Below are 15898 nucleotides of genomic sequence, written 5' to 3' on the forward strand. Positions count from 1 at the left end.
AAAAATACAAAAGCCGCCCTGTAACAAGGCGGCTTGTAAAAAATTGTTTTATTAATTATTTTATCACCACGTTAAACGGCAAACGGGCCTGCGGCACACGCATAATGCTTTTAACCTGTTTTATCTGATCGTAATAACGGTAGTCAACACCAAGTTCTGATTTAATGATGCGGGTTTTTACCTCAGCGCTGAATGCAGAACTAAAGCTTTTAAACGGACTATCCTGCTCTGGGTACTCAATCACTTTATAGTTTTTGATGTTGGCTTTTTTAGCGGCGGCCTTCACAGCATCGTCAATATTACCCAGGCGATCAACCAAACCTATTTTAAGGGCTTGCTTGCCTGTCCATACACGGCCCTGGCCTATGCTGTCAATATATCGTTGTGATTTTTTGCGCCCTTTGGCCACTACGCCGGTAAACACATCATAACCATGGTTAACCTGGTTTTGCAGTATGGCACGCTCGGCAGGGGTAAGGGGGCGTGATATATCTCCAAGGTCGGCATATTTGCTGGTTTTCACATTGTCAAACGTCATGCCCAGTTTATCATTAAAAAATTTCTGCATATTAGGCAATACCGCGAATATGCCTATTGAACCGGTGATGGTGTTAGGCTCGGCAAAGATAGAATCGGCCGCGCACGAGATGTAGTAACCACCCGATGCCGCAACATCACCCATTGATACCATGATAGGTTTTACCTTTTTGGTGATGGCAACCTCGCGCCATATCACGTCCGATGCTAATGAGCTGCCGCCCGGTGAGTTAACACGCAGTACTACGGCTTTTACCTTATCATCCAAACGAGCTTCGCGCAGGGCTTTTGATAGCTTTTCAGATCCGATGGTATTATCATCGCCATCGCCGCCGTTAATTTCGCCCGAGGCATATATCATGGCAATGCGGTTGCGTGATGATCCTGAGTCCTCACCATCCTTATCGGCACCGCCATTGGTAGGCGCGCCATCATATTCATTTATGGTTACCGCGTTCAGGTCATCCTTCAGGTCGGTTTTAGTGCGCTTTTTCAGATCCTCCAGTACCTCATCCTTATATTTCAGGCCATCAACCAGTTTCAGGCGAACAGCATCTTCGGGGTAACGCACGCGCATGTTATCCGAGTAAGCAAACAGCGAGTCGCGGTTTATCTTTCTGCTTTTGCTGATGCCATCCAAAAAGTGCCCGAACATAGAGTTAAGGTACGAGGTAACCTGCAAACGGTTGGCATCGCTCATTTTTGTTAGCACAAACGGTTCAACCGCGCTTTTATAGGTACCTACCTTTATTACCTGCGCCTCAATGCCCAGCTTATCAAGTGTTCCCTTTAAAAAGGTAACTTCAGAGCTAAAGCCGCTCAGCTCAAAAAAGCCCTGCGGGTTAAGGTAAATCTTATCGGCTACTGATGCCAGGTAGTAAAATGACTGGGTGTAAACCTCGCCATAGGCAACAATAAATTTGCCCGATTTTTTGAAATCGATCAGCGCGTTGCGTATCTCCTCGGTAGTGGCCTGGCCTGATGACAGGTAGCTCTCGTTTAAAAAGATGCCTTTAATGTTATCATCTGTTTTAGCCTTTTTTATATTGGCTAATATATCGTTCAAACCCAGATTTTTATCTTCAAACCCCAGAAAATTAAGGTCAGCCAGCGGATTGTTGGGTGTACGTTCGCCAATGGGCTTTTTAAAGTCGAGCATCAGCACGGAATTGGCCTCAACAGGTGTTTCTTTTTCGGATGCGGAGGATATGATGCCCGCAAAAATAATTACAGACAGTACCCCCATTATTATAGTGGCCGCAAAAATACCAACCACCGTGGCGAGTACAAATTTGAAGAATTGTTTCATTAAATACGCTTAATCTTTTTTATCTATGCAAACTTAATAATTCGGAGCATATAACACTAAGAGCTATCGGGTTATAATTTGTTACAATGACGAAAGTATTTTTATTGCTTGGAAGTAATTTAGGCGACCGTAAAACGCTTTTAGCACAAACCATAAAGCTTATTGAACAGCGTGTGGCCCCTGTAGCGGCGGCATCGGCCCTGTATGAAACCCAGGCATGGGGTAAAACCGATGAGCCTGATTATATAAACCAGGTGGTTATGCTATATACTAACCAAGAGCCTGAGCTGTTGTTAGATGCCTTGTTGAATGTTGAACTTGATATGGGCCGCGAACGGCGTGAACGCTGGGGAGCCCGCGTTATTGATATTGATATTTTATTTTATGGCGATGGCGTGATCAATACGCCAAAGCTGCAAGTACCGCATAAGCGCCTGCACGAGCGGCGCTTTACCCTTGAACCGCTTACTGAGATAGCGCCCGGCCTTATCCACCCGGTGTTTAAAAAAAATGTTTTGCAGCTACTAAATGAACTGCATGATAACTTGATTGTTAAAAAATTATAGATTTGTAAATTATAATCTTTCTGTATGCCAGTTAATCAAGACCTTGACCTTTCATTTCTATACGAGATAGCTGATGGAAGTGACGAATTTATTGTAGAATCAGTAGGTATGTTTTTACAGCAAACACCGGAGTTGCTGCAAAACATAAGCAATGCCATAGCCGCCGCCGATTGGCCTAATGCCGCCAGCGCCGCCCACAAATTAAAACCAAACCTTGGCTTTTTTGGGATGCTTAACAGCCAGGCTTTACTGCAGGACATTGAATTGCAATGCAAAACAGGCACACCTGATGCTGCCGATGTGGTACAAAAGTTTAAAACCGTTAATGATAATATTACGGTAAACCTTGCCGAGCTTGAAAGGGTAAAGCAGGAAAAAGAAGCTGGGCTTTAAATTAAGCCTGGCGTAGTGTGAACGAGTAGCTTTCCATAATAAGGTTGGCAAGCAGGTTTTTGCATGCTTCGTCAACCTTGTCGGTAGCTGCTGCTTCGCTTTCAGCCTCGATCTCTAAAGTAATGTGTTTGCCAATGCGCACATTTTGAATTTCGGCCAGCCCAAGGTTTTTCATGCTGCCGGTTACGGCTTTACCTTGAGGGTCTAATATTTCTTTTTTGGGCATTACATCGATCTCAGCCTGAAACTTTATCATTTGCTAATTTGAATTGAATTAATGATAGGGTGATATAAAATATGATAACCACCGGAACAGCGGCAAATTTAAAAAATAGTATCAATATTGCCGAAAGCAGCAGCAGTAAATAGCGGTAAATATTTTTATTGAAGTCGCGGTTCTTGAATTTTAACGACATCAGCGGCAGTTCGGCCACCAGTAAAGCGCACATAACCAGTATAAATACCGTTAACATATACGGGTTAAATAAAATTTCGCCCACGTTTGGTATTTGCTGTAAAATAAGCGGGAACGAGCCGATCAGTATGGCATTTGCCGGTGTTGGCAGGCCAATAAAGCTTTCGGCCTGGCGTGTATCATTATTAAACTTGGCCAGGCGCAGGGCCGAAAATACCGGTATCAGGAAAGCAACAAAGGGCAGGTACTCGCTTACGATACCCAATTGCGGGCCTTGCTGAAAAAATTCATACAAAATAACAGATGGCAATACGCCAAAGCTCACCATATCGGCCAGCGAATCCAGATCCTTACCGATGCCCGAGTAGGATTGCAGCACACGCGAGGCCAGGCCGTCAAAAAAATCAAATATAGCCGAAAGAAATATGGCGTACGATGCAAATATCAGGTTATCAGCCGTAAAAGTTAATACTATGCCTATACAGCCGCTAAACAGGTTGGCGCAGGTAATAAAATTTGGAAGGTGTTTTCTGACGCGTTTCTTCATTTCAAGCCATGAAGGTATCAATAATAGCGAAGTTACAAGTTAATTATTCCTAACTTATAAACTTCGCGATTATTAAATTATTATGAATTCATCGAGATCAGGAATTCTTCGTTGGTTCTTGTGCCGCGTATCTGGCTTTGCAAAAACTCCATTGATTCCTGCGAATTCATATCGGCAAGGTGATTACGCAGTATCCATATACGCTGCAACGCGTCGCGGTCAAGCAACAGATCGTCGCGGCGGGTGCTGGATGCGGTAATATCAATAGCCGGGAATATACGTTTGTTTGATAGCTTACGATCCAACTGAAGCTCCATGTTACCGGTACCTTTAAATTCTTCAAAGATCACCTCGTCCATTTTTGAGCCTGTTTCGGTAAGGGCGGTAGCAATAATGGTTAACGAGCCGCCATCCTCAATGTTACGGGCCGCGCCAAAAAAGCGTTTAGGTTTGTGCAGCGCGTTGGCATCCACACCGCCTGACAGTATTTTACCTGATGCCGGGGCAACGGTGTTATAAGCACGGGCAAGGCGGGTAATAGAGTCAAGCAATATTACTACATCATGGCCGCACTCAACCATACGTTTAGCTTTTTCTAATACGATGTTGGCAATCTTCACGTGTCTTTCAGCCGGTTCATCAAAGGTTGATGATACCACCTCGGCACGTACGCTGCGGGCCATATCGGTAACCTCCTCGGGGCGTTCGTCAATCAATAAAATGATCAGGTACACTTCGGGGTGGTTTTTGGCGATGGCGTTGGCTACATCCTTCAGCAACATGGTTTTGCCGGTTTTAGGCTGCGCTACAATTAAACCACGCTGGCCCTTACCTATCGGCGAAAACAGGTCCATAATACGGGTTGAGTAGTTGTTAGCGTCAGTAAACAGGTTCAGCCTTTCTGAAGGGAAGAGCGGCGTTAAGTGATCAAACGGAACACGGTCGCGCACTTCGGCAGGTATACGGCCGTTAATGGCCTCAACACGTACCAGCGGGAAATATTTTTCGCCCTCTTTTGGCGGGCGGATACTGCCACGCACAGTATCACCGGTTTTTAAACCGAATAACTTTATCTGCGATTGCGATACATAAATATCATCAGGCGAGGTAAGGTAGTTATAGTCTGACGAGCGAAGGAAACCGTAACCATCAGGCATTATCTCCAATACACCCTCGTTTATGATAACATTATCAAAATCAAGGTTAATGGCTTCCTGCTGTTTTTGCTGGTTAGGGTTAATACGGCGCTCAAATTTTTGCGGGCGCTGTTCGGCAGGGGCTTCCTGCCTGGCAACCGGTGCTGTTTCTGCCTGTACCGGTGCAGGTGCTTCGGCAGCGGCCTGTTCAGTTTGCTCGTTCTCCGGGGCATCATCCTCGGGCAAATCAAACAAATTGGTATCGGTTACCGGAACTTCAGGCCTGCGCGCAGGCTGTGAGTTGGCCGTTTTTACAGAGCGTGTTCTTTTACGCGGCTTATCAAAAGCTTCGGTGCTTGCTTCGGCTTCGGCCTCGGGTTGTGTTTTTTCGGCGTAGTTTTGTTCAACTATACTTTGCTGAGCACGTGCAACTTCAATAAGTTGCTGCTGCTCTTTTATACGTGTTATAAGCTGTGCTTTTCTAAGTTCATCGGCCTCGCCTATACCTAAGCTTTTTGCGATATCACGCAACTCAGATACGAGCTTGTCGTTCAATTCAATCTTATCAGACATGATTTGGATTATAGTTCAAGAGAATTATTTTGTTTGAAGGTTATCCCCGCATTAGCAACGCAGCACTTTCGTAACTTATACAACTGTTATAAAATACCCGGATTTTAAATTATTTCTTTAGTGCAAGAAAAATTCAAAGAGGAAAACATTGCAATGTTACTTAAATATTTTCAAATAGCAAATTCTCAAAAATATTTATCGTGTTTAAGGCTAACAGTTTTATTAATTTTTAGTTTTTTTGACCCTTAAATTATTTTGCATGATCTCCAGACAACAGCTTATTGAACAGATAAAACAAAAACGCAGCTTTTTATGCGTAGGCCTTGATACTGATATTAACAAGATCCCCGATTTTTTAAAGCAGTACCCTGACCCGATGCTCGAATTCAACAAGCGTATAATTGATGCCACCAGCGACCTTTGCATCGCCTATAAACCCAACGCCGCCTTTTACGAAAGCCGTGGCGTTAAGGGCCTGCAAAGCCTGATAGATACCTATAAATACATACCCAAAGATACCCTGAGCATTATAGATGCCAAGCGTGGCGATATCGGCAACACATCTGATATGTATGCCCGTGCCTTTTTTGATGAAACCGAAACCGAAATGGGTTTTGATGCCATTACCGTAACGCCTTACATGGGTAATGACAGTGTTACCCCTTATTTAAAATATGATGGTAAGTGGGTGATTATATTGGCTTTAACATCATCAGTAGGCAGTAAGGATTTTCAATACCTTGATACCCCCGAAGGGCACTTGTTTGAGACCGTTATTAAAAAGTCAAATACCTGGGCCGGTGCTGACAGGCTGATGTTTGTGGTAGGTGCAACCAAAAGCACCGAGTTTACCAGCATCCGCAAGTACGCGCCCGACAACTTTTTGCTTGTACCCGGCGTAGGCGCGCAGGGCGGTAGTTTAGAGGATGTATGTAAATACGGTATCACCAGGGATTGCGGCCTGATCGTTAACGCCTCGCGCTCTATTATTTACGCATCCAACGGAGAAGATTTTGCTGACGCCGCCCGGGCAGAAGCACAAAAGCTGCAAAAGCAAATGGAGGCTGAGCTGGAAAAGGCGGGGATTATTTAATCACCCTCCTAAATCCTCCCCCAAAAGGGAGGACTTTAAATACAATAAACTGTCATTTTGAACGAGGTAGGAGGAGAAATCTACCGCTAACCTCACCCAACCCCTTTCCTGTAGGAGAGGGGGAAATAAATTATAGTAATCTGTCATTTCGAACGAGGTACGAGGAGAAATCTGTCGCTTTGTAATGAAGGCGGACAGATTTCTCACTATCGTTCGAAATGACAGGTTTTGAAGTATAATATTCTGTAATCACTCCGCACTCGAAAATCCGAAATCCGAAATCGGCGAGAACTTACGCTTTCAAATCACCTTCTATTGAATCATCGATAGTGGTACCCATAATTGCACCGGCAATTTGTTTAACAAAGGCGATGGCGTTGCCATGTTTATTGTCCCAATAGTGGCCCTGGGTTGGTGTTACTTTGATTATGCTGATACGCGGATCACTTTTGCCCTCAGTAAACCACACTTTTAATATAGGGTCCCACAGCTCATCTATCTTGTTTTTATCTTCGCTTATTTCAGCTATGCCGTAAACATTCAAAAAGCCGGAGTATGACGAACTCTGGAACAGCAACTGCACAAACGGGTCGGCGGCTATTTCAGCATTTTTGTGGCTGTCGTTTGAACTTAAAAACCACAGATCGCCATTATCGTCTATCTTTTGTGGCGACATTGGGCGGGTTGAAAAAGGCAGCCCTGTTTTTATATTGCTGCAAAAAAAGCAGGTATCGGCCTTTTCGGCTAACTGTTTAAGTTTTTTCCAGGCTTCGTTGCCTTCAAGGTTCTCAAAATTATCTTCGGGCTGATTGGCATTAATGCTATCCATAATATTTTTCGTTATAGGTAAATTATTAATACAATAACGATCGCGCTTCTATATTGTTTATTGTTATTTATGATGGCAGTGTATCCAAGTTGCCTAAATTAAGGCAATAAGAACAAAATAAAAGCTGTTTTGAGCTAACTCATCCCGGTAGGTATGCACTTACTTTGCTTTAATTATAAACCCATAGTACTGTTTCTCAGTTTTTTGCCCGGCAAACCATGCCGGTTGTACTTATAAAATGCGGCCGCTGATATATAATCAGCCGGAAAAGTGTATGCGGCAAAAGGAGTAAGATAGTACCATATAAACACCGTTTTTAACCTTAAAACTTAATTATGAGAAAGAAAATCGCTTTCGTACTTTTTGGTGCCGTAACTTTTTTTGCGGCATGTAAAAAATCAGCCAATGTTGAAAATGTGCCGCAACAGGCGCCGGTTGCTGAAAGTAAACTGAGGGCTGCCGCCGCGCCATCATTTGCCTATGGTGCCGATGTAAGCTGGATAACCGAGCAGGAGGCCGGTAATAAAAAATTCTATAACAGCAGCGGTACCCAGCAGGATATATTTACGATACTTAAAAGTAAGGGAATCAATGCTATCAGGTTCAGGGTATGGGTAAATCCATCCAATACTTATAATTCAACGGCTGATGTGGTAGCTAAATGTAAACGCGCTAAAGCCGCCGGACTAAGTATCATGATCGATTTTCATTACAGCGATACATGGGCTGATCCGGGCAATCAAATCAAGCCCGGGGCATGGGCCAGTCAGGATTTTACAACGCTGATGTCAACCGTGTACAATTACACTTACAATACCTTGAATACCATTAAATCAAACGGTATTACACCTGATTATGTGCAGGTAGGTAATGAAACCAGCGATGGCATGTTATGGCCTGATGGCAGGGCATCGTTATCGGCCACCAATTTTAAAAATTTTGCCTGGCTTATCAATTGCGGGTATGATGCTACTAAAGCAATATTTCCGTCGGCAAAGGTGATTGTTCATGTAGCCAATGGCTTTAACAATACCACCACCCGCTGGATATTTGATGGCATAAAAGCCAACGGCGGTAAGTGGGATATATGTGGTTTTTCGGTATATCCGTCAACCAGCGGCTGGCAAACAACCAACAACCAGGTGCTGGCCAATATGAAAGATATGGTAAGCCGCTACGGCAAGCAGGTAATGATATGCGAGGCAGGTATGGATGTATCGGCCGCCGCCACCTGTAAATATTTCCTTACTGATCTGATCGCTAAAACCAAATCAGTATCAGGCGGGTTGGGCGTTTATTACTGGGAGCCGCAAGCCTATGCAAGCTGGAAGGGTTACAACATGGGCGCATTTGACAGCAGCGGCAAACCTACCGTAGCCATGGATGCTTTTATACATTAAAATACTAAGCAGTAAAACGCGGGCATTATAATTAGATGCCTGCGTTTTTTTATGATTAAGCGCCGGCAAACACCAGCTTACGCTCCGGAAAGCGCGCCGCGTAGCCAGATACGATGTTGCGGATATAATCATTACCCGGGTAGGGTGTGAGGTGGCTTTTTAGCTGCTGAATATCATCCGTACGGAAATAATGGGAGATATAACCCATGCCATAAAAGCGCCCTTTTTCTATCAGGATGCAGCTATGCTCGTCAATAGTGCGGCCCTCATCGCGTACGGCAAAAGTTGGCAACGCCTGGTTGAGTGATTCAATGGCCAGGTTAACGCGGCTGTTATAATCATCGGCCGTCATGCCGCCACAGCAGGCACAGGCCTCCTTGTGTATACCGTTACATTCGGCATTGTTTTTTTGGATAAAGCAAAGCTTAGGGCAAAGGCCAAAAGTATCTATCAACTGGTTCAGCAAATTGTAACCTTCCAGCATGGAGTTGCAGGTGTACAGCGGCATCTGGTGCTTGCGGTGCTTGTCAACCGCCAGGCGTACGTAGCCTCGCTGGTCAATATAATCATACAAAGCATAGCCCTGCTCAAAGCGTTTAAGCGAGCGGTTGTACTGCGGCCACAGGCGTTTAATTTCTACGGCTTCCAGCACAAAGGCAATTAGTTCGGTACCGCATACCTGGTGGCTTATGCTATATATGTTCTTCATAAAATCCTGCCGTTGCCGCCCGGCATTGTTGCCCGTAAAATGGCTGCAAACCCTTTTTTTTAGATTTTTGGCTTTGCCTACGTAAATTACCTTGCCCTTACTGTCATGAAAATAGTAAACACCGGGTGTACAAGGCAATTGTTCAATATACTGTTTAGGCAAATTGGCGGGCAGCACCTGCTCCTTTGAGTTTTGTTTAAGCGCCTTGCCAATGTGTTTATCAGCATCAGCGGCAAGCAGCATGGTAAACAGTTTAGCTGTAGCTTCGGCATCACCGGCGGCACGGTGACGGCTGATATTTATTATACCTAATTGCGAACACAATTTACCCAGGCTATATGAAGGGAAGCCGGGCATTATTTTACGCCCAAGCCTAACAGTGCACAACTTGTTGCAATGTAACTCATAGCCAGCCTGCGCCAAATGGTAGCGTACAAATGAGTAGTCGAAATTAACGTTATGGGCTACGAATATTTTACCATCCAGTAGTTGGAAAATCTCATGCGCTACATCCTTAAACAGCGGGGCATCGGCTACCATTTCATTGGTAATACCGGTAAGCGCCCGTATGTAAACCGGAATATCGCGTTGCGGATTTACCAACGTATCATAACGTTTAACCACCTGCACGCCGTCATGAATACAAATAGCTATTTCTGTAATGCCATTAGCGTTGGCATGCCCCCCCGTCGTTTCAATATCCACAATAGCGTACATAAATCAAATGTACTAATTTTTAACAATTTGCTAAATAATTTAGTGGATGATATTGGTTGGCTATTTTTCTTTTGCGATATATTTGTTATAAAATTCACCCGTACCATTAGCATCTAACCGGCCCACAATAACCTGCACTGAACTTTTTGATAGATCCCACTTTGGTTGTAAGTGGTAATGTTCCCTGGCTCCAACTGGCAGATTGGCAACCGTACTTTGATTAAGGTCTGCTAATTTAAAAAGTAAGTTAGCTAATGATCTCAAGCCCTCGGGATCGCCATGAATCATAATGTTATCCCAGTAATCAATCTCACCTTCAAATTCATCTTCATTTTTAATTATTGTGATATCTAAATGTCCGGAAATGGGTGATTTGTATTTTTTCATGAACGTAATTATAGTGTACAATATTAATTAAACTATTGAGGCGTTAAAACTTAATTTAAATACCTGTCCTAAACTTCTTTTGTGCGAACAAAAGAAGCAAAAGTCGCCGGCTACGTCCTGCCTGGTGAATGTTTATGCTTCGGCAGGGCTTGTGCTACTCCAGGCATTACTGATGCCGGTATTTGAGGTTATTAGGGGTTTATGCTTTTTAAAATTTGAGAAAAAAGAGCGCGGGGCTGGCAGAAAACCGGGCCAGGGAGTATGGCCTGTGGGCGGAAGGTTTTTTCTGCCTTGATGTTTGGTTACTTTGCATCTAAGGTAAAGTAACTGGCCTCTGCGGCCAAGAGCAGGCCGACAATAGACAAAGCACAATCTCCTGATTAAAGCACTTGATTGCCTGTCCTAAATTTCTTTTAAGCGATCAAAAGAAGTAATTTGAAAGTTATAAGTAGATTCTTGTCATTCCGAACGATAGAGAGGAATCTGCACAGGTTCATAATAAAGCGACAGATTCCTCCTCGTACCTCGTTCGGAATGACAATGGGTGATTGATAAAAAGAGCGCGGGGCTGGCAGAAAACCGGGCCAGGGAGTATGGCCTGCGGGCGGAAGGTTTTTTCTGCCTTGATGTTTGGTTACTTTGCATCTAAGGTAAAGTAACTGGTCTCTGCGGCCAAGAGCAGGCTGACGATAGATAAAGCACAATCTCGAGGTTAAAGCGCTTGATTAAATTAATTCATTACCTGTCCTAAATTTCTTTTGAGCGATCAAAAGAAACAAAAATCGCCGGCTACGTCCTGCCTGGTTAAAGTTTATGCTTCGGCAGGGCTTGTGCTACTCCAGGCATTACTGATGCCGGTATTTGAGGTTATTAGGGGTTTATGCTTTTTAAAATTTGAGAAAAAAGAGCGCGGGGCTGGCAGAAAACCGGGCCAGGGAGTATGGCCTGTGGGCGGAAGGTTTTTTCTGCCTTGATGTTTGGTTACTTTGCATCTAAGGTAAAGTAACTGGCCTCTGCGGCCAAGAGCAGGCCGACAATAGACAAAGCACAATCTCCTGATTAAAGCACTTGATTGCCTGTCCTAAATTTCTTTTAAGCGATCAAAAGAAGTAATTTGAAAGTTATAAGTAGATTCTTGTCATTCCGAACGATAGAGAGGAATCTGCACAGGTTCATAATAAAGCGACAGATTCCTCCTCGTACCTCGTTCGGAATGACAATGGGTGATTGATAAAAAGAGCGCGGGGCTGGCAGAAAACCGGGCCAGGGAGTATGGCCTGCGGGCGGAAGGTTTTTTCTGCCTTGATGTTTGGTTACTTTGCATCTAAGGTAAAGTAACTGGCCTCTGCGGCCAAGAGCAGGCTGACAATAGATAAAGCACAATCTCGAGGTTAAAGCGCTTGATTAAATTAATTCATTACCTGTCCTAAATTTCTTTTGAGCGATCAAAAGAAACAAAAATCGCCGGCTACGTCCTGCCTGGTGAATGTTTATGCTTCGGCAGGGCTTGTGCTACTCCAGGCATTACTGATGCCGGTATTTGAGGTTATTAGGGGTTTATGCTTTGCTTTTTAACTCCCTCAGTTTTGGAGAGGGCCGGGTTTAGGTTCGCTAATCGACAGCTTTCTTCACACACACACACACACACACACACACACACACACACACACACACACACACATCGTAACGGAAAAACATATATAGGTAAGATTTACAAAGCAAAAAAGCCCCTCTCCTTTAGGAGAGGGGTTGGGGTGAGGTAAATTATTTCTTTTTCTGCTGCGCTTGTTGTTGCTGGCGCATCATTTCTTCTAAACGTGCAGAGAAGCCTGATTTTTTCTTTTTAGCATCCTCAGGCTTTGACTTGTTCTCCTGTATTTTGGCGTGGATCTTTTTATCGTCAACCATCAGGCGGATCAGGTATTGCTGACCGAATGTTAACATGTTGGCCAAAAAGTAGTAATAGTTCAAACCTGCCGGGTAGCTGTTCAGCATACCGAAGAAGATAAGCGGCGTAATGTAACCGATATATTTCATCTGGCCGGTAGCGCCTGATAACTGGTTGTTAAAATAAGTGTAGATCAGTGTTGAGATGGTCATCAGCAAACACATTAAGCTGATGTGCGACCAGCCGATTAGCGGCAGTGGCGAAAATGAAAGTACCGCGTCATACGTTGAAAGGTCCTTCATCCATAAAAAGCTCTCGCCGCGCAACTCAAACAAGCTCGGGAAGAAGCGGAAGAAAGCGATCACTATCGGCATTTGCAGCAACAGCGGCAAACAACCACCCAGCGGATTAACGCCTGCCTTTTTGTAAAGCTTCAGGTATTCCTGTTGCAGCAGGGTAGGGTTATCCTCACCAACTTTGGTTTTTATCTCATCCATCTCAGGCTTTAGCACACGCATTTTAGCCATTGACAGGTATGATTTATACGTAAGCGGCGACAATACTACTTTAAGCAAAATAGTAAGCACCAGGATGATCACACCATAGTTCCAGTTAAACTGGTTCAGGGCGTTAAATATAGGTAATACGGCAAAGCGGTTAATGTATTTAAGCGGTCCCCAGCCCATATCAACCTGGTCCTGCAGCTCATACCCCTGGTCTTTAAGGGTGCTGAAGCGGTTAGGGCCAAAGTAAAACTCAAGCGGATAAACGCCGCTTGCATCACGGGATACAGCCAGGTCAGCCTTCATTTGCTTAACATCGGTTTGGGTATTAACATCAGTGCTAACAGCCAGCTTGGCCTTGTCAAAACCTGTTTTGCTGATAATTACGTTCGAGAAAAAGTGCTGTTTGAATGATACCCATTGCACCTTTTTTTCGGTCACATCCTTTTGCTCGTCCTCAGTAACGCTCAGGTGCTCTACATTATCATCCAGCAGTTTGTAATAAACGGTCGAGAACTGACGCTCTTGCGTCATGTCCTTCTCCTGCTTGTGCAGGCTGGCAGCCCAGTTAAGGTTAAGCACGCCGTTGTTGCCTATCAGGGCATCCATACCGGTAGCTTTAATATTAAGGGCAAGCTTAAAGCCCTTATCAGCAAGGGTATATATATAATCAATATATTGTGTTGGGCTGTAGCTCAGGCGCAGGGTTACGGTATTGCGTGCAGCTTGCACCGGCGCAAAGTATAAGGCAGCGGTGTTAAAGCCACGGCCGGCGGTGTTTAAAGTAGTGCCAAAGTTGTTGCCTTCGCCATCAAATAATACCAGTGCTTTTTTATCAAATGTTTTGTAGCCTTTAAGCTCAACTGATTGTACTTTACCGCCCAGGGTATTCAATTCAACCTTAACATCGGCGTTTTCAAGTATTACAGGCTGTGCTTTGCCTGCTAATGCCGCGCCAAATGGGCCTTTCAAGGCAGCCGAATCAACCGGTTGCGGGGTCGCTACGGTTTCAGTTTTTTTAGCAGGAGCCGGTTTTTTGCCGTTTTTTGCCGCTGCTGCAGCTTCTGTACGCTCTTTTTCTTTCTTTATTTCTTCTGGTGATGGTTTGATCAGGTAAAACCCGCCTACCATTATCAGCATGATCAGGAATAGTCCTGTAAATGTATTTCTATCCATTATTTAAAATCGAACAATAATTAATTCTTGCGGGCGTAGGCCAGCGAAGCGGCGACAAAGTTAATAAAAAGTGGATGCGGATTAGCAACTGTTGATTTTAATTCAGGGTGAAACTGCGCGCCTACAAAATATGGGTGGTTTTTAAGCTCAACTATCTCAACCAAACCATTTTCAGGGTTAATGCCTGATGGGATAAGGCCTGCTTCTTCGTACTTTTTCAGGTACTCGTTATTAAACTCATAACGGTGGCGGTGGCGCTCGCTGATATGCGTTTTACCGTAGATAGCTGCCGCTTTTGATCCCTTTTTAAGATCGCATGGGTAAGCGCCCAAACGCATGGTGCCGCCTTTCGCGGTAATGTTTTTTTGTTCCTCCATCATGCTGATCACCGGGTATTTGGTATCAGGGTTCATTTCGGTACTGTTGGCGCTTTCAAGGCCCAATACGTTACGGCCAAACTCAACTACTGAGCATTGCATGCCCAGGCATATGCCAAAGAAAGGTATATTATTTTCGCGCACATAGCGTATAGCTTCAATTTTACCCTCAAAACCGCGTTCGCCAAAGCCCGGCGCTACCAATACGCCGTGCAGGCCTTTAAGGCGCTCAATGGCGTTACCCGGAGTTAATTGCTCTGAGTGTATGTATTCCACCTTAACCTTGCACTCATTTTTGGCACCGGCATGTATAAAGGCTTCGGTAATGGATTTGTAGGCATCAGGCAGTTCAACGTATTTACCTACCAGGCCAATGCGCACTTCGGATGTCGGGTTTTTCAGGCGACCTAAAAAGTCTTTCCAGCTATCTAAAGCAGGCTCGTTTTTATGCGGAAGCTTGAATTTGGTCAGTACCGTTTTGTCTAACTGCTCTTTCAGCATCAGCAAAGGCACATCGTAAATGGTCGACGCGTCTATCGACTCGATAACCGCATTGATATTTACGTTACAGAACAGGGCTATCTTTTTGCGAAGATCCTGTGTTAGGTGATGTTCGGTACGGCAAACCAGTATATCAGGTTGTATACCGTACTCTAAAAGCATTTTTACAGAGTGTTGTGTTGGTTTGGTTTTCAGCTCGCCAGCGGCAGCCAGAAATGGCACCAGGGTAAGGTGTATCACCAGCGAATTGCTTGAGCCAACCTCCCACCTGAACTGGCGTACGGCCTCCACAAACGGCAGCGACTCGATATCGCCCACAGTACCACCAATTTCGGTGATCACGATATCATAATCGCCGCTCTCACCTAAAATGCGAAAGTTGCGCTTGATCTCATCCGTAATATGCGGAACAACCTGTACCGTTTTACCCAAAAAAGCACCCTCGCGTTCGCGGTTGATCACGTTTTGGTAGATACGGCCGGTAGTAATATTGTTTGATTGCGAAGTAGGCGTATTCAAAAAACGCTCGTAATGGCCAAGGTCAAGGTCGGTTTCGGCACCATCCTCGGTAACATAGCATTCGCCATGCTCATAAGGGTTCAGCGTTCCCGGATCGACGTTGATATAAGGGTCGAACTTTTGGATGGTTACACGGTAACCACGCGCCTGTAAGAGTTTAGCTAATGATGCGGAAATAATACCTTTCCCTAACGACGAAGTAACGCCGCCCGTAACAAAAATATACTTGGTCATGTTGTTTTTTGAATTTTGGCGATAGTTTTAACCTCTCGTCAAATTGTTTGTGTACGGGATACAAAGGTAACAAATTTTAACAGTTTTTT

The 15898-nt window shown here is 44.5% G+C and carries 13 protein-coding genes; 4 read left to right on the plus strand and 9 right to left on the minus strand.

What is annotated here, in order from left to right:
* Nucleotides 1-55 precede the first annotated feature (55 nt).
* Complete coding sequence (sppA, locus tag LJ707_RS13905) at nt 56-1846, minus strand: signal peptide peptidase SppA (protein ID WP_228951959.1); 1791 nt, start codon at nt 1844-1846, stop codon at nt 56-58.
* A gap of 86 nt (nt 1847-1932) precedes the next feature.
* On the opposite strand from sppA, the gene folK reads away from it, so the two are divergent.
* A complete protein-coding gene (folK, locus tag LJ707_RS13910) occupies nt 1933-2412 on the plus strand; it encodes a 2-amino-4-hydroxy-6-hydroxymethyldihydropteridine diphosphokinase (RefSeq protein ID WP_228951968.1) in 480 nt (159 codons plus the stop codon).
* Between the two features lie 24 nt (nt 2413-2436).
* A complete protein-coding gene (locus LJ707_RS13915) occupies nt 2437-2805 on the plus strand; it encodes an Hpt domain-containing protein (protein WP_228951970.1) in 369 nt (122 codons plus the stop codon).
* Between the two features lies 1 nt (nt 2806).
* Here the strand turns inward: LJ707_RS13915 and purS are convergent, their stop codons facing one another.
* The 3 genes from purS to rho form a co-directional block, all read right to left on the minus strand.
* Complete coding sequence (gene purS / locus LJ707_RS13920) at nt 2807-3061, minus strand: phosphoribosylformylglycinamidine synthase subunit PurS (RefSeq protein ID WP_228951971.1); 255 nt, start codon at nt 3059-3061, stop codon at nt 2807-2809.
* On the minus strand, nt 3042-3767 hold the full coding sequence (locus LJ707_RS13925) for a phosphatidylcholine/phosphatidylserine synthase (RefSeq protein ID WP_228951972.1): 726 nt from the start codon (nt 3765-3767) through the stop codon (nt 3042-3044). The genes purS and LJ707_RS13925 overlap by 20 nt, the downstream gene beginning before the upstream one ends.
* Before the next feature lie 80 nt (nt 3768-3847).
* Entirely contained in the window at nt 3848-5476 is a 1629-nt protein-coding gene (gene rho / locus LJ707_RS13930; RefSeq protein WP_228951974.1) for a transcription termination factor Rho, read from the minus strand.
* A 262-nt stretch (nt 5477-5738) separates the two neighbouring features.
* On the opposite strand from rho, the gene pyrF reads away from it, so the two are divergent.
* Nucleotides 5739-6569, plus strand: coding sequence for an orotidine-5'-phosphate decarboxylase (gene pyrF / locus LJ707_RS13935; RefSeq protein WP_228952532.1), 831 nt, complete (start codon nt 5739-5741; stop codon nt 6567-6569).
* 292 nt (nt 6570-6861) lie between these two features.
* Here pyrF and LJ707_RS13940 read toward each other — a convergent pair whose 3' ends face one another.
* A complete protein-coding gene (locus LJ707_RS13940; protein WP_228951976.1) occupies nt 6862-7398 on the minus strand; it encodes a pyridoxamine 5'-phosphate oxidase family protein in 537 nt (178 codons plus the stop codon).
* A 335-nt stretch (nt 7399-7733) separates the two neighbouring features.
* Here LJ707_RS13940 and LJ707_RS13945 point away from each other — a divergent pair, with 335 nt between their 5' ends.
* A complete protein-coding gene (locus LJ707_RS13945; RefSeq protein ID WP_228951978.1) occupies nt 7734-8798 on the plus strand; it encodes a glycosyl hydrolase 53 family protein in 1065 nt (354 codons plus the stop codon).
* A 55-nt stretch (nt 8799-8853) separates the two neighbouring features.
* Here the strand turns inward: LJ707_RS13945 and LJ707_RS13950 are convergent, their stop codons facing one another.
* The 4 genes from LJ707_RS13950 to LJ707_RS13965 form a co-directional block, all read right to left on the minus strand.
* A complete protein-coding gene (locus LJ707_RS13950; RefSeq protein WP_228951980.1) occupies nt 8854-10224 on the minus strand; it encodes an exonuclease domain-containing protein in 1371 nt (456 codons plus the stop codon).
* A gap of 60 nt (nt 10225-10284) precedes the next feature.
* Entirely contained in the window at nt 10285-10611 is a 327-nt protein-coding gene (locus tag LJ707_RS13955) for a hypothetical protein (RefSeq protein WP_228951981.1), read from the minus strand.
* A 1764-nt stretch (nt 10612-12375) separates the two neighbouring features.
* Entirely contained in the window at nt 12376-14178 is a 1803-nt protein-coding gene (gene yidC / locus LJ707_RS13960; RefSeq protein WP_228951982.1) for a membrane protein insertase YidC, read from the minus strand.
* A gap of 20 nt (nt 14179-14198) precedes the next feature.
* Nucleotides 14199-15809 (minus strand): CTP synthase, encoded by a 1611-nt coding sequence (locus tag LJ707_RS13965; protein WP_228951983.1) that lies wholly within the window; start codon nt 15807-15809, stop codon nt 14199-14201.
* Nucleotides 15810-15898: the final 89 nt, after the last annotated feature.

Source organism: Mucilaginibacter sp. UR6-1 (genome assembly GCF_020880975.1).
Taxonomy (GTDB): domain Bacteria; phylum Bacteroidota; class Bacteroidia; order Sphingobacteriales; family Sphingobacteriaceae; genus Mucilaginibacter.